Annotated in this window: 11 protein-coding genes; 5 read left to right on the top strand and 6 right to left on the bottom strand. The window is 63.2% G+C overall.

Annotated features, from left to right (window positions below):
• The first annotated feature begins 6 nt into the window (after window positions 1–6).
• From EN845_RS05265 to EN845_RS05250, 4 genes are all read left to right on the top strand, one after another.
• Entirely contained in the window at window positions 7–4,017 is a 4,011-nt protein-coding gene (locus EN845_RS05265; protein ID WP_127870865.1) for a PAS domain S-box protein, read from the top strand.
• Between the two features lie 169 nt (window positions 4,018–4,186).
• On the top strand, window positions 4,187–4,942 hold the full coding sequence (locus EN845_RS05260; protein ID WP_127870864.1) for a DUF4142 domain-containing protein: 756 nt from the start codon (window positions 4,187–4,189) through the stop codon (window positions 4,940–4,942).
• Window positions 4,943–4,966: 24 nt separating this feature from the next.
• Window positions 4,967–5,575 (top strand): general stress protein, encoded by a 609-nt coding sequence (locus EN845_RS05255; RefSeq protein WP_127870863.1) that lies wholly within the window; start codon window positions 4,967–4,969, stop codon window positions 5,573–5,575.
• An 80-nt stretch (window positions 5,576–5,655) separates the two neighbouring features.
• Window positions 5,656–7,764, top strand: coding sequence for a catalase (locus tag EN845_RS05250; RefSeq protein WP_127870862.1), 2,109 nt, complete (start codon window positions 5,656–5,658; stop codon window positions 7,762–7,764).
• 302 nt (window positions 7,765–8,066) lie between these two features.
• Here the strand turns inward: EN845_RS05250 and EN845_RS05245 are convergent, their stop codons facing one another.
• Window positions 8,067–10,025 carry an acetoacetate--CoA ligase gene (locus tag EN845_RS05245; protein ID WP_127870861.1) on the bottom strand — a complete coding sequence of 653 codons (1,959 nt, stop codon included), beginning with the start codon at window positions 10,023–10,025 and terminating at the stop codon, window positions 8,067–8,069.
• Between the two features lie 204 nt (window positions 10,026–10,229).
• On the opposite strand from EN845_RS05245, the gene EN845_RS05240 reads away from it, so the two are divergent.
• The gene (locus tag EN845_RS05240; RefSeq protein ID WP_127277036.1) at window positions 10,230–12,083 is read left to right on the top strand and encodes an AsmA family protein; all 1,854 of its coding nucleotides are present in this window, start codon (window positions 10,230–10,232) and stop codon (window positions 12,081–12,083) included.
• 150 nt (window positions 12,084–12,233) lie between these two features.
• Here the strand turns inward: EN845_RS05240 and EN845_RS05235 are convergent, their stop codons facing one another.
• The 5 genes from EN845_RS05235 to EN845_RS05215 all read right to left on the bottom strand — a co-directional run bounded on the left by EN845_RS05235 (window position 12,234) and on the right by EN845_RS05215 (window position 17,628).
• Window positions 12,234–13,052 (bottom strand): ABC transporter permease subunit, encoded by an 819-nt coding sequence (locus EN845_RS05235; RefSeq protein WP_127277034.1) that lies wholly within the window; start codon window positions 13,050–13,052, stop codon window positions 12,234–12,236.
• Entirely contained in the window at window positions 13,049–14,017 is a 969-nt protein-coding gene (locus tag EN845_RS05230) for an ABC transporter permease subunit (RefSeq protein ID WP_127870860.1), read from the bottom strand. The genes EN845_RS05235 and EN845_RS05230 overlap by 4 nt, the downstream gene beginning before the upstream one ends.
• A gap of 10 nt (window positions 14,018–14,027) precedes the next feature.
• On the bottom strand, window positions 14,028–15,170 hold the full coding sequence (locus tag EN845_RS05225) for an ABC transporter ATP-binding protein (RefSeq protein WP_127277032.1): 1,143 nt from the start codon (window positions 15,168–15,170) through the stop codon (window positions 14,028–14,030).
• Window positions 15,171–15,248: 78 nt separating this feature from the next.
• On the bottom strand, window positions 15,249–16,346 hold the full coding sequence (locus tag EN845_RS05220) for a polyamine ABC transporter substrate-binding protein (RefSeq protein ID WP_127277030.1): 1,098 nt from the start codon (window positions 16,344–16,346) through the stop codon (window positions 15,249–15,251).
• Between the two features lie 328 nt (window positions 16,347–16,674).
• Window positions 16,675–17,628 (bottom strand): DMT family transporter, encoded by a 954-nt coding sequence (locus EN845_RS05215; protein ID WP_135931255.1) that lies wholly within the window; start codon window positions 17,626–17,628, stop codon window positions 16,675–16,677.
• Window positions 17,629–17,641: the final 13 nt, after the last annotated feature.

The following is a 17,641-nucleotide window of genomic DNA, read 5'->3' as shown; positions in this document are numbered from 1 at the left end:
AAGCGCATGCCGTCCGAATATTCCTTCCTCGACGTCGCCGTGCTCGACGCGGTCCGCCAGCGGTTTGCCGCCGGCGACGCGATCGCGATCCTGTCGGTGGACCTCGAGCAGGTCATCTGGGCCAATGGGCCGGGCGCCGCCATGTTCGGCTATCCCGATATCGAGGCGATCATCGGCGCCTCGGCGCGGCTGCCGCTGGTCGCGCGCCGCCAGATCATGGCGACCAGCGGTTTCCCGCAGATCGGCGGCGATCGCTCGATCACGGTGCGCCTGGCGACCGGCATGACCAGCCGCGCCGTCGGCTTTCTTGCCAGTGCCCTGACGCTGCCCGATGGCGAGCATGCCATCATGCTGGCCGTGCCGGCGGCGCAGACCGGCTCGCGCAGTGCCGCCGAGATCGCCAACCGGGCGATCAGCGGCCTTACCGAGGACGGCCATTTCATTGCCTTTATCGATGCCAAGGGCAATGTCGAGGCCGCCTCGCAGGGATTTTCGGCACTCGGCATCCAGCCCGCGACACTGGCGGCCCTGGTGGCCGACGTCGCGGCCGAGGGCGAGCGCATCGTCAAGCGCCTCGTTCCGGGCGGCAGAACCTCCTACCCGGCGGGCCTCGCCCGGCTGACGCCGGAGCGGCATCTGCTGGTGGTGATCGACGAGGATCAACTCGAGGACAGCGCATCTGGCGCTTCGGCGGACGGCTTGTCCGCGGCAACGGAACGCCCTGCCAAGGAGATTGACCGCACAACGGAGGCGGCGGAAACCGCCACGGTCGAATCCGGGTCTCGGCAGAACAATCAGCCGACGGCCGATGTTTCGCGGACGGAGGCGACCAAACAGCCCGCTGCCGCTGCCGAGACCGAACAGGCGCCCGCCCCTTCCGGGCCCGTGGCTGACGATAGGCCGGAACAGGCAACGCGGGAGATCGAGGAACCGACAGGCCCGACACCGGTCGCCGCCGACAATGATCAGCCGGCGGCGGGCACGCCGGCACAGCACGATCATTGGTATTTCCATGCTGGGGAAGACGACGCGTCAACCGCGCCGGAACCGAAAGGCGGGACCGAAGCGGTTGGCCCCGAAACTTCAGCGGACAGCGTGAAGCAGGCCATCTCGCCTACGGCCCCGGCCGCAACCGTGGCCACCCGCAGGATAGACCGCTCGGCGGCACCGTTGCGTTTTGTCTGGCGTACCGACGCCGAGGGCAAGTTCAGCGCGCTGTCGCCGGAATTCGCCGATATCGTCGGCCATCCGGCAGCCGACGTGATCGGTCGACGCTTCAGGGATGTCGCGGCGGCCTTCGGTCTTGATGCGTCCGGCGAGATCGCCGGCCTGCTGGAGCGGCGCGACACTTGGTCCGGCCGCTCGGTGCTGTGGCCGGTCGTCGGCACCGACCTGAAGATACCCGTCGACCTGGCGGCATTGCCCGTCTATGGCCGCAGCCGCGCCTTCGAAGGTTTTCGCGGCTTCGGCGTCGCGCGAACCGGGGATGCGGTCGTCGATCCGGAAGCGATCGGCATGGCACTGGTGCCCAATGGCGCAATGCCGGCGGGACCGAAACCCGAGGCCGTGAAGACGGCGCCTGAACAACCCGAGGCCGAGGGGCCGAAGGTATCGGACCCGTTCAAGGGCGAAGTGCCGGCGCTGACCATCGTACCGAAACCGGAGCGGCGCTTTGCCGACAAGGTCATCCGGCTGGCCGAACACCGGCAACCGGCCAATGACAAGGGACTGTCGACGCTGGAACGCAGCGCGTTCCGCGAGATCGGCGAGCGGCTGAAGAAAGAAAGTTCGCCGGAGGCTGAACCGGCCGAGCCGGCAAGGCAGGCGGACCCAGATGCCGGGACAGGCCCTTTGTCGGAGCCGCACCACGCGACCAAGCCCGCGACCGATGCGACGCCGCCGGCGGACATCGCCACCCCAGATACCAAACCAGCAGACTCGAGCCAGGAACCGGCGACCGGCCAGGCGCATGGTATGCCAACGCCTGATGCGCAAGACGCACCGGACGCGGGCGAACCCTCCCTGAGCGATGCCGAGGATCAAAGGGATCTTGCGCGGCTCGACGGTGCGCAAGCGGACCAGGTCGAACAACAGGCGCCGAGCTCCGAATCCTCGCCGCCGGCGGCCTCGGGCTCCCTGCTCGACTACGCCGATAAAGAGGACAAGCCTGCTGATGTCGCCGACGGCAGCGACGAGGCCACAGCGCCCGAGGCACAAGAGATAATCGCGACGAAAGCGATGGCCGAGGATCGCGAGGCGCCAGCGCAGGCAGGATCCGCCAAGTCACCGCCAGCTGATGACGACGACATGACGGCGGACGATTTACGCGACGCCGAAGACAATGAGGATTGGACCGACGAGGACGCGACTGCATCCGGCGAGGAACCGATTGCTGCCCCCGGCCGAAGCGGCGGCCCGGATGATGCGGCCGGGACATTTGCCGAGCGGCCACGCCTGCAAGTGCCACCACTCAAAACCGAAGGATTCATGCCGTCGGCCTTTTCCGTCGGTAGCGAAAACAAGACGCCGGATACATCGCTGCTCGGCAAGCTGCCCGTGCCGCTGATCATCCATTCGGGCGACCAGTTGCACTATGCCAACGACGAATTCCTCGACCTGACCGGATACGAGACGCTGGAGGACCTGGAGGAAGCGGGTGGCCTCGGCGCTTTGTTTGCCGATCCTTATGCCGATGACGGCGCTTTCGACGGCAGCGACCGGGCTCTGCGGCTGAAGACGCGCGACGGACAGGAATTTCCTATCGACGCCATCCTGCGCTCCGTGCCCTGGCGCGACGGCAGGGCGCTGATGCTGGTCGTTCGCCGTTCCGGCGAGGATGATGCCCCCGCGGCGGCGCACGCGATTGGCGAGGGGCCAACGCAGCCCGACATTTCCGAGCTCAAGGCACGCATCGCCGAGATGCGTACCATCATCGACACCGCCACCGACGGGGTCGTGCTGATCGGCAGCGACGGCACCATCCGTTCGATCAGCCGCCCAGCCGAGGCGCTGTTCGGTTTCGACAGCGACGAGGTGACCGGCAAGCCTTTCGCCTCGCTGTTTGCCATCGAGAGCCAGCGCGCGGCGCGCGACTATCTCACCGGCCTGTCGGAGCCTGGCGTGGCGAGCGTGTTGAATGACGGCCGCGAGGTGATCGGCCGCGAAGCACAGGGGCGCTTCATCCCCCTGTTCATGACCATCGGCCGGCTGCCCAACGACAGCGGCTTCTGCGCCGTGGTACGCGACATCACACAGTGGAAGCGGGCCGAGGAGGATCTCACCCAGGCGCGTGCGGTGGCCGAACGCGCTTCCTCGCAGAAAACCGATTTCCTCGCCCGCATCAGCCACGAGATCCGCACGCCGCTCAATGCCATTATCGGCTTTTCCGAGCTGATGGTCGACGAGAAGTTCGGGCCGGTCGCCAATGACCGCTACCGCGACTACCTGCGCGACATCAACCGCTCGGGCAACCACGTGCTCGACCTAGTCAACGATCTCCTGGACATCTCGAAGATCGAGGCCGGCCAGCAGGAAATGGCTTATGAGGCGGTGTCGCTCAACGATACGCTGGCCGAAACCGTGGCGATGATGCAGCCACAGGCCAACCGCGAACGCGTCATCATCCGCTCCAGCTTCGCCTCGCGGCTGCCGGAAGTGGTGGCGGATTTGCGCAGCGTGCGCCAGATCGCGCTCAACATCCTGTCCAACGCCGTCCGCTACACCCAGGCCGGCGGCCAGGTGATCGTCTCGACCGCCTATGAGACCTCGGGTGACGTCGTCATGCGGGTGCGCGACACCGGCATCGGCATGAGCCAGGCCGAGATCGAGCAGGCGCTGAAGCCGTTCAAGCAGATCAACGCCCTGAAGCGCGGGCGCGGCGACGGCACCGGCCTTGGCCTGCCGCTGACCAAGGCGATGGTGGAAGCCAACCGCGCCCGGTTCACCATCAATTCGACGCCCGGCGAAGGCACGCTGGTCGAAGTCGCCTTCCCGTCGACCCGGGTGCTCGCCGAGTAAGGTGAGCCTCCGCGGCAGCGGTTCTGCCGCAAGCTTTGCAGTTTCCGCGCGGTGATATTGGCTGCCCGCCGAATCCGGGACCGTCGGGAAAATCGTTCGGCCGCCGGAACAAAGCCTGCAGGCGCTTGTTAGGCACACAGCACGATGTGTGCCTAACAAGGATCTATTCATGAAAAATCGGCTGTTACTGGCCGCGCTCGGCGCGGCCACGGCAATCACCTTTGCCATGCCTGCCCTGGCCGCGGACAAGGCGCAGGACTTCATCGACAAGGCGGCGTCCGGCGGGATGTTCGAGGTGGAATCGAGCAAGATCGCCGAAGGGAAGGCGCAGGATCAAAGCGTCAAGGACTTCGCCCAGAAGATGATCGCTGATCATGGCGCGGCCAATGCTAAACTCGAGACGATCGCCGGCGAGCAGAAGCTGCAGGTGCCGTCGGCAACGGACGCCAAGCACAAGAGCGATATTGACGCTCTGCAAAGCGCGAAGGATCCGGTCGACAAATCTTACGTGCAGATGCAGCGCGATGCCCATGCCGATGCGGTGAAGCTGTTCGACGGCTACGCCAAGGACGGCGACAACGCGCAGTTGAAGACGTTTGCGCAGCAGACCTTGCCGACGCTCAAGATGCATCAGGACATGATCGAGAAGATCGCTTCCACGATGGATGACAAGTCTTCCGCGACGGGTTCGACGACCCCTGCCGTCACCACGACCGACACGGCAAATCCGTCCGCCCCGGTGCCGGGCGCCAACAGCTTCACCGAAGATCAGGCCAAGAGCCGCATCCAGGATGCCGGCTTCTCGGATGTGTCCGCGTTGAACAAGGACGAACAGGGCATCTGGCGCGGACAGGCGACCAAGGACGGCAAGAAGACGGCCGTCGCGCTCGACTACCAGGGCAACGTCGTTGCCGGCACCAACTGAACAGCAAATCTGGAGATCTTGACCATGAAAACCGTGACCGGACTTTTCGACAATTATGATGACGCTTCCGATGCTGTCGGCGAGCTGGAGGCAAGCGGAGTGCCGCACGCCGATATCAGCATCGTCGCCAACAATTCGACCGAATGGTACGACGGGGATGACGACCGCTCCAATGCCGCCGAGGATGCCGCCAGCGGCGCGGGTGTGGGTGCCGTCATCGGCGGTGCGGGTGGCTTGCTGGCCGGGCTCGGCATCGTGGCCATTCCCGGCGTCGGCCCGGTGGTGGCCGCCGGCTGGCTGGCCGCCACTGCTGTCGGCGCCGTTGGAGGCGCTGTCGTCGGCGGAGCTGCCGGCGGAATCGTCGGGGCACTGACGGAGTCCGGAGTCCCAGAAAGGGATGCCCATGTTTATGCGGAAGGTGTGCGCCGTGGCGGCACGCTGGTGACAGCCAAGGTCGATGATCAGTTGGCTGGCCAAGCCGAGCGGATTCTCGGACAAGCCAATTCGGTCAATCTGGAAGACCGCCGCAGCGCATACGAGGCCGACGGCTGGACGGGTTTCGACAGCAACGCCAAGGCCTTCACACCCGATGAGATCGAAAGCGATCGCGGGCGCTACGCCAATCGCCCTTGATCCCCTCGCCCGCCGCCAAAGGCGGCGGGGGAAAGTCTGCCGCGCGCAAGCCCGCATCGAAGCTCGAAGGAACACGCTAAATGGCCAAGGCACCACGCCGCAACGGCAACACCGCCGCTATTCACGATCAGACCTTGACGAGAGGTGATGGCGGTGAATTGCACCAGCGCGCCGAAAGCGACGGCGCGGTATTGACCACGGCCCAGGGCGGACCGGTCTCGGACGATCAGAACTCGCTGAAGATCGGACCGCGAGGACCGACGGTCCTCGAGGATTTCCACTTTCGCGAAAAGATTTTCCACTTCGACCATGAACGCATACCCGAGCGGGTCGTGCACGCGCGCGGCTACGGAGCGCATGGCTATTTCGAGACCTATGACTCGCTCGCCAAATACACCCGGGCCGACATTTTCCAGCGCGCCCGCGAGAAGACGCCAGCCTTCGTCCGGTTCTCGACGGTTGCCGGGTCGAAGGGCTCATTCGATCTGGCGCGCGACGTCCGCGGCTTCGCGGTGAAGCTTTATACGAAGGAAGGAAACTGGGACATTGTCGGCAACAATATACCGGTTTTCTTCATCCAGGACGCGATCAAGTTTCCGGACATGGTGCATGCCGTCAAGGAAGAGCCCGACCGGGCGTTTCCACAGGCCCAGTCCGCACACGACAATTTCTGGGATTTCATCTCGCTGACGCCAGAGTCCATGCATATGATCATGTGGGTCATGTCGGACCGCGCGATCCCGCGTTCCTTCCGCTTCATGGAAGGGTTTGGGGTGCACACGTTCCGGTTTTTGAACGCCAAGGACGAATCGACATTCGTCAAATTTCACTGGAAGCCGAAATTCGGCCTGCAGTCGGTGGCCTGGAACGAGGCGGTGAAAATCAACGGTGCCGACCCGGACTTCCATCGCCGCGACCTCTGGCAGGCCATCCAATCCGGCAATTTCCCGGAATGGGAACTCAGGGTTCAGCTCTTCGACCAGGATTTCGCCGACAGCTTCGATTTCGATGTCCTGGATGCGACCAAGTTAATTCCGGAAGAGGTGCTCGAGCCGATCCCGGTCGGCCGCCTGGTGCTCGACCGCATGCCCGACAATTTCTTCGCCGAAACCGAGCAGGTGGCGTTCATGACGCAGAACGTCCCGCCTGGGGTCGACTTTTCCAACGATCCTTTGCTGCAGGGCCGGAACTTCTCGTATCTCGACACGCAGTTGAAGCGCCTGGGCGGCCCGAACTTCACGCACATCCCCATCAACGCGCCGAAGTGCCCGTTCAACCACTTCCAGCAGGATGGGCATATGGCCATGCGCAATCCTGTGGGCAGGACAAACTACCAGCCAAATTCATTCGATGAAGGCCCGAGGGAATCGCCTCAGCGCGGCTTTCGTTCCTTCGCCGACGCCGAAGCCGGACAAAAACTACGCCTGCGCGCCGAGAGTTTCGCGGACCATTACAGCCAGGCGCGGCAGTTCTTCAACAGCCAGACCCCGCCCGAGCAGCGGCACATAGCGATGGCTCTGACCTTCGAGCTGAGCAAGGTCGAGACACCGGTCATACGCGAGCGAATGGTCGCCCATCTCATGAATATCGACGAAGGACTTGCCGTAACCGTTGCCGACAGGCTGGGCATCAAGGAATTGCCCAGACCGGCGGACGCCGCAATCGTGCCGAGGAACGATCTCGCACCGTCGCCGGCGCTCAGCATCATCCAGAACGGACCGGAAAGTTTCGCGGGCCGCAAGGTCGGCGTGCTTGTCAGCGCGGGCGCGGATGCCGCGCTTCTGAAGCGGCTGCAATCGGCGGTCGAGAAGGAGGGAGCCACCATGGAAGTGGTCGCCCCCAAGGTCGGTGGCGTCGAGGCCAGCGATGGAAGCTGGATCGAGGCCCGGCATATGATCGACGGCGGTCCCTCCGTCCTGTTCGACGCCGTCGCCCTCGTCCTGTCGGACGAGGGGGCGCAACGGCTGACCGGCGAGGCAGCGGCGCGCGACTTCGTCGCCGACGCATTCGCCCACTGCAAGTTCATCGCCTTCACGGCCGCTTCTGTGCCGCTGCTGCAGAAAGCGGGCGTCGACCCGAAGGCCGATGAGGGCATGATTGACCTGACCGACCCCAAAGCTGTTGCCGGCTTTGTGGAATCATGCCGCAAACTCCGTCTCTGGGGGCGGGAAATGGCTGTAAAACTGTGATCAGCCTGCGCCCTTCTGCGAGCCGAGTGCACCGACGAAGCCTTGGGAAGAGACTGCTCCGGTAAAAGAAAAGGCGCCCAAAGGACGCCTTAAGAGATGGGATTGCTGTCACAACGGGGGCTTGAGCTGAATTCAGCTCCTCGGGGGCTGAGGAACGGGATTTCTCCCTCAAGTTACATGCGACTATCGACGCCGGCCCTTAACAAGTCCTTACCGGGTCGCCAAAAAATTTACGAATGTGTACCACTCGTGAAATCTAGGTAAATTCGCGCGACATATTTCGTTAACCATGCCGGTTGCGGTCACTGCGCAAGTTGCGGCAGGTTCCTGAATAGCTCCAGCGCTTCCGGGTTGGCGAGCGCTTCCTTGTTCTTGATGGCGCGGCCGTGCACGACATCGCGCACCGCAAGCTCGGTGATCTTGCCCGACTTGGTGCGGGGGATGTCCGACACGGCGACGATCCGGGCCGGAACATGGCGCGGGCTGGCGCCGGTGCGGATCTTGGCGCGGATGCGTTTTTCCAGATCCTCGTCGAATTGGACACCAGCGGCCAGCCGCACGAACAGCACGACGCGCACGTCATTGTCGAAATCCTGGCCGATGCACAGCGCCTCCAGGATTTCGGGCATCTGCTCGACCTGGTTGTAGATTTCCGCCGTGCCGATGCGCACGCCACCTGGATTGAGCGTCGCGTCCGAGCGGCCGTGGATGACCATGCCGCCATGACCGGTCCATTCGGCGAAATCGCCATGGCACCAGACATTGTCGAAACGCTCGAAATAGGCGGCTTGGTATTTCTTGCCGTCGGGATCGTTCCAGAAGCCGATCGGCATGGACGGGAAAGCCTTGGTGCAAACCAGTTCGCCCTTCGCCTGCCTGACCGGCTTGCCGTCATCATCCCAGACGTCGACGGCGAGGCCGAGGCCCGGCCCCTGGATCTCTCCTGTCCAGACCGGCTCGATCGGCACGCCGAGCACGAAGCACGAGACGATATCGGTGCCACCGGACACCGAGGCCAGGTGCACATCCTTCTTGATGCCGTCATAGACGAAGCGGAAATCCTCGGGCGAAAGCGGCGATCCGGTGGAGGAGATGGCGCGCACCGTCGACAGATCATGGCTGCGGATCGGCTTGAGACCGGCCTTGCGCACCGAATCGATGAACTTGGCCGAAGTGCCGAAGAAGGTCATCTTCTCGGCATCGGCGAGGTCGAACAGCACATTACCGTCGGGATAGAAGGGTGAACCGTCGTAGAGCAGCAGCGTGGCGCCGGAGGCAAGACCCGATACCAGCCAGTTCCACATCATCCAGCCGCAGGTGGTGAAGTAGAAGAAGCGGTCGCCATCACCGAGGCCGGCATGCAGCCGGTGTTCCTTGGCATGCTGGATCAGCGTGCCGCCGGCCGAATGGACGATGCATTTGGGAATGCCGGTGGTGCCGGACGAAAACAGGATGTAGAGCGGATGCGAAAACGGCAGCCGCTCGAAGGTGACTGGTTTGACGGCGAAGGGCGACAGCGCCTCTTCCATCGCCACGGCCTTGTCGATGGTATCGGCAACATCCGCGGATGTGCCGAGATAGTCGACGAGCAGAACCTTGCGGACGCTGCCGAGCCTGGCCGCGACCGCCTTGACCTTGTCGGCGACCTCGATCGCCTTGCCATTGTACCAATAGCCGTCCGGCGCGATGAAGACGACAGGCTCGATCTGGCCGAACCGGTCGAGCACACCCTGCTCGCCGAAATCAGGAGAACAGGATGACCACACCGCCCCGATCGAGGCCGCGGCCAGCATGGCGGCGACGGCTTCGGGCATGTTGGGCATCATTGCCGCGATACGGTCACCCTTCTTCACCTTAAGCGACAGGAAAAGCTGCTGCAGGCGCGAAACCAGGCCATGCAATTCGTTCCACGACAGCCGCCTCTCGACCTTGTCCTCGCCGCGAAAGACGATTGCTTCGCCGGCACCGGTCTTCTTCAGAAGGTTTTCGGCGAAATTCAGCGACGCGTCCGGGAAGAACGAAGCGCCGGGCATCTTGCCGCCATCAAGTAGCAGTCGCTCGCCCTTGTCGCCTTCAAGTCCGCAGAAATCCCAGACGAGATCCCAGAACGCCTCCCGGTTCTCGACCGACCAGCGATGAAGATCGGTATAGGACGAGAACGGACTGCCGGTAGTCGTTGCCGCGGCCTTCATGAAGGCGGTCAAGGGGGAGGCATCAATCTGGTCTTGCGTCGGGGTCCAGAGCGGTACTTCGCCAGCCATGATCGATCCTCCCACGGTCGCCATCGCTTATGCATATCGCAGCGCAGCAGAGCAAGATTTTGTTGGGCCGATGCGCCCAGGTGTGCGCAAATGCCATCGCTGGGCCATAAAGACTTGAAATGCGTCAGCCCTAAGTCGTAGTGACGACAGGGTTACACCCGTCGGACGATCGGTTTTTATCGGAATGGAAGCATACGGGGCTATATGCCATCATCCTTGATCCGCCGCGGAGTGTGGGCGATCGGCGTTGCCGCCATCGTCATCGCGCTGGTGGTCGCGGCCCTGCCGCTGATCGCCTCGACGCGGATCGTGCGTGACCGCATCGCGTGGGAGTTAAGCGCCTGGAGCGGCTTTCGAGTTGCCATCGAAGGGTCGCCGCGCATCGAGGTCTGGCCGAAATTCCGCGCGATCCTGACCGATGTGACACTGTCGAAGTGGACCGACGGCGATGCCCCGCCGGTCGTCGAAGCCGAAAGGGTCGAGGTTGACCTCTCGGCCATGGCGGCATTGCAGGGCGATGTGGCGTTTTCCACGGCACGGCTGGTGCGGCCGACAATCCGGGTGCAGCGCACGGCGGATGGCCTGTTCCTGCCCACGGCGCCGACGGGCGGGCGCATCGCGCGCTCCATCGACGCGGCTCGCGGCGTGGTCAATGCCGACCCCGCCAAGCCCGATCTCGACAAGCTGCCAGCCGACACTTTCGGCACCGTCGAGTTCAGGGATGGCCGCATGGTGGCGTCCGTCAACGGCAAGGATGTGGAGATCCTGAGCAGTCTTAGCGGCCAGGCCACCTGGGCGGCGATGAACAGCAATGCGACACTGTCCGCGACCGGGATCTGGCGCGGCGAAAGCGTGACGGTGGATGCCGCCTCGCCGAGACCGCTGGTGCTGTTTGCCGGGGGCACGGCGCCGCTCACCCTGTCCTTCAAGGCAGCGCCCGCCACCTTCTCCTTCGACGGCACCGCCAGCATGTCCGAAAACGCCTATTTCGACGGCCAGGTGAAATTCGCGGCCCCATCGCTGCGCCGCGTACTGGAATGGTCGCAGGCCGGCATCGCGCCGAGCGCGGCAATCGGCTCGGTCAGCATTTCGAGCAAGGTCACGGCGTCGGCCGGCCGCATCAAATTCGAGAACACGGCGCTGGCGCTGGACAATAACCCGGGCATGGGCGCGCTGGACGTGTCGCTCGGCGAGACGCAGCCGGTGATTTCGGGCACGCTTGCCTTCGACACGCTCGACCTCAGGTCGTTCCTGTCCGCCTTCACGCCACTGGGACCGGCGACCAGCGCCGAGCCGGGCCAGGTCGACACGAGTTTCGCCGACCGGGTCAACCTCGATCTCAGGTTGTCGGCGGCCCATGCCACGGCGGGAAGCATCCAGCTTGCCGATGTCGCGGCCACCGCCCAGGTCAAGGACGGTCTTTCCGTCTTCGATATCTCCGACGCCTCGGCTTTTGGCGGCAACGTCCAGACCAGCCTTCGCTTCGACCGCAAACCCGAAGGCACCCAGGTCGAGATCCGGCTACTGGCCTCCGACGTCGATGGCGGCGCGTTCGGTACCGCGGCCGGGATGACCCGGCTGGTGCCGGTTGGCACGGGCACCGTTTCGGTCATCCTCAAGGGACCGGGAAGGACCTGGGATTCGATCTTCGAAAACGCCGACGGCTCGGTCTCGGCGACCTTCGGCCCTGGCGCACTCAGCAAGTTCAACCTGCCGGCGTTTCTCAAGCATACCGAACAAGGCGGCTTCTTCGCGCTCGACGACGTCTCGGACGGGACGCTGCCCATCGATGGCGCCGAAGTGAAGGCAACCATTTCGAGAGGTGTGGCGAGACTCGACAAGGCAGAGGCCAATTCGGCGAAATACAAGATCTGGCTTTCCGGCATCGCATCCTACGCAGGACGCGGACTGGCACTGTCGGGCGGTGTTATCCAGCCGGATCAGCCTGCAACGCAAAAAACTGGCCAGCAAGGCCCCAACCAGTCGTCGTTTTTCGTCGGCGGAACGTGGAGCACGCCGTTCATTTCACCCATCAGCCGTGGCGTTTCGGGCGAATAAGGCATTGCTCCTGAAGCGCCGCTCCTAGAGAGGTTCAGCGTTTGATAGAATCGCCGATCCGCTCTAACTCTTTGTTTTCACGCAATTCCCAAGGGGAAGCGCTCCGCACTTCTCCCGGGAAAACCGTTGCACCCTTTTCCCGGAATTGCTCTACCCGCGTTGCGCGGCCCGCTCGTCAAGCTGCCGCTGCACCTCGCGTCGCTTGTTGGCGACCGAAGCGATGATCACGCCAACCGTGACGATCGCGATCAGGATGGTGCAGGCGGCATTGATCTCCGGCGTCACGCCGAGACGGACCTGGCTGTAGATCTTCATCGGCAGCGTGGTGGCGCCAGGGCCCGAAGCAAAGCTGGCGATGACCAGGTCGTCCAGTGACAGCGTGAAGGCCAGCATCCAGCCGGACACGATCGCCGGCAGGATGACCGGCAGCGTGATCTGGAAGAAGGTCTTCACCGGCGGCGCGCCAAGATCCATGGCGGCTTCCTCCAGCGAACGATCGAAGCTGACAAGCCGCGACTGCACGACGACCGCGACAAAGCACATTGTGAAGGTGATATGCGCGAGGATCACGGTCGTCATGCCGCGATCCATGCCGATGGCGACAAACAGCAGGAGCAGCGACAGGCCGGTAATGACATCAGGCATGACCAATGGTGCGAAGATCATGCCCGAGAACAGGACCCTGCCCCGGAAGCGTGTGTAGCGGGTCAGCGCCAAGGCGCCCATGGTGCCGAGAACCGTGGCCACGGTCGCTGAAATCAGACCGACGCGGATGGTCACCCATGCGGCGTCCATAAGGCCCTGATTGTGGAACAGCGACACGTACCATTTGGTCGAGAAGCCGCCCCAGACGGTGACGAGCTTGGACTCGTTGAAGGAGAAGACGACGAGCAGCACGATCGGCAAATAGAGAAAGGCAAAACCGAGCGTGATCGAGGTGATGTTGAAGCGGCTCCAGGTGGTGTTCATTTGTCCTGCTCCTGCGCGCGGGCCTGGGCATGCTGGAACAACACGATCGGTACGATCAGCAGCAATAGCAGGATGACGGCAACGGCCGACGACACCGGCCAGTCACGATTGGCGAAGAACTCGTTCCACAGCGTCTTGCCGATCATCAGCGTCTGTGAGCCGCCGAGCAGGTCGGGGATGACGAACTCACCGACGGCCGGGATGAACACCAGCAGGCAGCCGGCAATGACGCCCGGCAGCGACAGCGGGAAGGTGATCTTCCAGAAGGCAGCTGTCGGCGGGCAGCCGAGGTCCTTGGCTGCCTCGATCAAGGAATAGTCCATTTTTTCCAGCGACGAATAAAGCGGTAGCACCATGAACGGCAGGTAGGAATAAACGATGCCGATGAAGATTGCCGTATAGGTGTTGAGGATCACCAGCGGCTGGTCGATGATGCGCAGCGCCAGGAGCAGCTGGTTGAGCAGGCCCTCGGGCTTCAGGATCCCGATCCAGGCATAGACGCGGATCAGGAACGAGGTCCAGAACGGCAGGATGACCAGCATCAGCAATGTCGGGCGGATCGTGGCCGGAGCGCGCGCCATGCCATAGGCGATGGGATAGCCAACCAGCAAGGTCAGCACCGTCGAGACGGCAGCGATGACGACGCTGGTGAGGTAGGCCCTGAAGTAGAGTGCGTCCTGCGTCAGCCAGGCATAGTTGTCGAAGTTGAGGTCGCGAAAGCCGGCGAAGAAGCCGGAAACGCCGTCGCTGAAATCGAGCACCGGCGTATAGGGCGGCATGGCGATAGCCGTCTGCGACAGCGAGATCTTGAAGACGATGATGAAGGGGACGAGAAAGAAGAACAACAGCCAGAGATAGGGAACGATGATGACGAGCCGGCTGACGAAGCCGGCACCCAGCCGTATCAGGAACGGCTCGGCGGCAGTCGATGGCGCGGCGGCATCGGCGACGGCGACATTGGACATGACCGCCCCCCTACCGTGCCAGCACGACGCCGGCGTCGGGCCGGAAGGACACCCAGGCACGGTCGTTCCAGGTCAGCGGGTCCTCGGTCACACGGGCCGCGTTCAGCGCGCTTGCCCGCACGATCTGCCCGTCGTCCAGCCTGACGTGATAGACCGTCATGTCGCCGAGATAGGCGATGTCGTAAACCTCGCCCTCCAGCGCGTTGACGGCATCGGCCGGCTTCTTCGACGAGACCCTGATCTTCTCCGGCCTGATGGCGAAGACGATATTGGCATCGGCCTTTGCATTCGCGCCACCATTCTCGACGACGATCTGGGCCCCGCTTGGACCTGTGATGCGCGTCGTGTTGGCCGACTGTTCGGCAACCTTGCCCTCGAACATGTTCACGTTGCCGACGAAATGGGCGACGAAGCGCGACGTCGGGGCTTCGTAGACTTCCGGCGGCGTCGCCACCTGCATCACCTCGCCCTTGTCCATGATGGCGATGCGGTCGGCCATCGTCATCGCCTCTTCCTGGTCATGGGTGACGACGACGAAGGTGAGACCAAGCTCCTGCTGCAGATCCATCAGTTCGAACTGGGTTTCCTCGCGCAGTTTCTTGTCGAGCGCGCCGAGCGGCTCGTCGAGCAGCAGCACCTTAGGTCGCTTGGCGACCGAGCGAGCAAGCGCGACGCGCTGGCGCTGGCCGCCGGAGAGCTGATGGGGCTTGCGCTTGGCGAACCGCTCGAGCTTGACCAGCTTCAGCATGTCGGCGACGCGCTTTTCGATATCGGGCTTGGCCATGCCTTCCTGCTTGAGGCCGAAGGCGATATTCTTCTCTACCGTCATATGCGGGAACAGGGCATAGGACTGGAACATCATGTTGACCGGCCGGCGATAAGGCGGAATGCCGCGCAGATCCTGGCCATCGAGCAGGATGCGGCCGGCCGTCGGTTCCTCGAAGCCGGCAAGCATCCTGAGCAGCGTCGACTTTCCGCAACCCGAGGCGCCAAGCAGGGCGAAGAACTCGCGCTCGAAAATGGTCAGCGACAGATTGTTGACGGCGGTGAAGTCACCGAACTTCTTGGTGACGTTGTCAAACTGGATATATGGCTTGGCGTTCGGGTCGTTCCATGGCGCGAAGTCCCTGCGGATGCTGCCAAGCGATTTCATATCCCACTCCGTGTTTTTATATTCCCCAAAAACAGAAAACGACCCCGGCAGTTGGCTGCCGGGGTCGCGTCGGATTGCCTACTGGCCGGTGACGATCTTGGTCCAGCTGCGCGTGACGATGCGTTGGGTCTTGGGATCGTAAGGCTGGATGGTATAGAGCTTCTGCAAGGTCGCGGCGTCCGGATAAACCGAAGGATCGTCGAGCAGCGCCTTGTCGACGAATTGCTGCGATGCCTTGTTGCCGTTGGCATAAAGGACATAGTTCGACGATTTGGCGATCACTTCCGGCGTCATCATGTAGTTGATGAATTCGAGCGCCTCGGCGACATGCGGCGCATCGGCGGGGATCGCCATCTGATCGAACCACATCTGGGCGCCTTCCTTCGGCACGGAATAGCCGATTTCCACGCCTTGCTTGGCCTCGACCGCGCGGTTGCGAGCCTGGAACACATCACCCGACCAGCCGACCGCCAGGCAGATGTCGCCATTGGCAAGCGCGTTGATGTATTCGGACGAGTGGAACTTCCTGATGTAGGGACGGATCTTGAGAAGAGCTTCCTCGGCCTTGGCGATATCGTCAGGCGAGGTGCTGTTGGGGTCCAGACCGAGATACTTCAGCGCCGCTGGTATGATGTCGGACGGAGAATCCAGCACATAGACACCGCAATCCTTCAACTTGGCCAGGCTGTCCGGATTGAAGAAGGTATCCCAGCTGTCGATCTTGTCGGTGCCGAGCGCTGCCTGCACTTTCTTGGTGTTGTAACCGATGCCGACCGTGCCCCACATGTAATTGACCGAGTATTCGTTGCCGGGGTCGTATTTGGCGGTGCGCTCCGTGACCGTATCCCACATGTTGGAGAGGTTCGGCAGCTTAGACTTGTCGAGCTTCTGGAACACGCCGGCCTGGATTTGGCGGGCGAGGAAACTGCCGCTCGGCACGACGACGTCGTAGCCGCTGCCGCCGGCGAGCAGCTTGGTTTCGAGGATTTCGTTGGAATCGAAGGTGTCGTAAACGACCTTGATGCCGGTCTTCTTGGTGAAATCATCGATGATCGAACTGTCGATATAGTCCGACCAGTTGAAGACGTTGACGACGCGGTCCGCGGCGTGACCGGCTGGCATCGAAAGCGCCAGAAATACCGAGGTTGCCGAAAGCCAGAACGCTTTGCGGATCATGCTATTCTCCTTTGGTGAGTGTTCCATTGCCGGCGCGTCGCGACATGCTCGCGCGGCCGGGCATTTGCTTCAGACTATTGAGCTTTCCGGGGGCCGACAAGCGCCAACCGGCACGCCGCCCGCGGCCACCAGGTTGTTCGGGGCGGGAAGGAATTGCGGTGCCGTCAGAAGCTTTCGCCGCCGCGCGGACAGAGATACAAGAATGTGGTCCGGTCTCGATCGAGCCGCCGGGGAGACTTGGCAAGATACGCCTGTCTTGTTGTTGCCGTAGTCCCAGCCTGCCCGGGCGGCAGCGACATTGTCAATGGGCAAAGCTTCGGCGCCGGCATCAATTAGGCGAAGGCACTCCGGTGACCCCAGCCCGCTGCGGCCGCGCCTGGCGTTTGAATTCGAGCCCGATATGGACAAGCAGCGCCGTGACCACCACCGCGCCGCCTATGATGGTGCGCCCGGACGGCACCTCGGAATGGATGAGCCAGACCCATATCGGCCCCAGGATCGGCTCGAACGTGCCGAGCAGTGCCGCGATCGCCGCCGGGATCAGGCGCGCGCCGGTGGCGAAGAAAGCAAGGCCAAGGCCGAGATTGACCACACCAAAGACGAAGAGAAAGCCCATGTCGCCGGCCGATGCCGTGAAGGTCGAGGCCTGCGAGGCAGCGAAGCCCGCGGCCAGGATCGTGCCGAGACAGGTCGCCGGCGTCATGCGCACGCTGGAGAAGCGCCGGGTGATGACGGTGGCGGTCGAGAACATGAACGCGATCAGCAGCGCCAGTCCATCGCCCATGGGCGAGACGGAGCCGTCAAGAGATTCAGACACCATGATGGCGACGCCGGCGATGACGGCGGCAATCGCCATCCAGGTTGCGACGGTTACTCTTTCGCGAAACAGCGCCCAGGCAAACAGGGCCGCCAGGAGCGGCACGCCAGCCTGCATCAGGAGGATATTGGCGACTGTGGTATAGGCAAGCGCCACGACGAACGAGGTCGACGCAATGGTGAAGCAGAATCCCACTGCAATGCCCGGCAGACCCATGTCCCGGAACGACTTCACCATGCCGCGCCAGCCGTCACGCCAGGCCATGAAGCAGAGCAGGAAGGCGGCAGCCCAGACGGAGCGCCAGAAGATAACCGTCCAGCTGTCGCCAACGCTGATGAAGCGGGCGATGGTGCCGCCGAAACTCCACATCAGCGCCGACAGGAAGACCAGCAGCATGCCGACGCGTTCCTCGCGCGGCGAGACTGTCGAGGTGGCAAGGCCGGGCGATGATGCTGTGTCTGTCATGGCGCGACTGTCG

Origin of the sequence: Mesorhizobium sp. M8A.F.Ca.ET.202.01.1.1, assembly GCF_004791595.1 — a bacterium.
Taxonomy (GTDB): Bacteria; Pseudomonadota; Alphaproteobacteria; order Rhizobiales; family Rhizobiaceae; genus Mesorhizobium.
The sequence above is the reverse complement of the archived record's forward strand: the minus strand, read 5'-3'. Positions and strand labels throughout refer to the sequence as shown.

Bases quoted from the DNA above. Each gene is read 5' to 3' on its own strand.
- EN845_RS05265 (WP_127870865.1), top strand. From the start codon at position 7: ATGCCGTCCGAATATTCCTTCCTCGACGTCGCCGTGCTCGACGCGGTC.
- EN845_RS05260 (WP_127870864.1), top strand. From the start codon at position 4,187: ATGAAAAATCGGCTGTTACTGGCCGCGCTCGGCGCGGCCACGGCAATC.
- EN845_RS05255 (WP_127870863.1), top strand. From the start codon at position 4,967: ATGAAAACCGTGACCGGACTTTTCGACAATTATGATGACGCTTCCGAT.
- EN845_RS05250 (WP_127870862.1), top strand. From the start codon at position 5,656: ATGGCCAAGGCACCACGCCGCAACGGCAACACCGCCGCTATTCACGAT.
- EN845_RS05245 (WP_127870861.1), bottom strand. From the start codon at position 10,025: ATGGCTGGCGAAGTACCGCTCTGGACCCCGACGCAAGACCAGATTGAT.
- EN845_RS05240 (WP_127277036.1), top strand. From the start codon at position 10,230: ATGCCATCATCCTTGATCCGCCGCGGAGTGTGGGCGATCGGCGTTGCC.
- EN845_RS05235 (WP_127277034.1), bottom strand. From the start codon at position 13,052: ATGAACACCACCTGGAGCCGCTTCAACATCACCTCGATCACGCTCGGT.
- EN845_RS05230 (WP_127870860.1), bottom strand. From the start codon at position 14,017: ATGTCCAATGTCGCCGTCGCCGATGCCGCCGCGCCATCGACTGCCGCC.
- EN845_RS05225 (WP_127277032.1), bottom strand. From the start codon at position 15,170: ATGAAATCGCTTGGCAGCATCCGCAGGGACTTCGCGCCATGGAACGAC.
- EN845_RS05220 (WP_127277030.1), bottom strand. From the start codon at position 16,346: ATGATCCGCAAAGCGTTCTGGCTTTCGGCAACCTCGGTATTTCTGGCG.
- EN845_RS05215 (WP_135931255.1), bottom strand. From the start codon at position 17,628: ATGACAGACACAGCATCATCGCCCGGCCTTGCCACCTCGACAGTCTCG.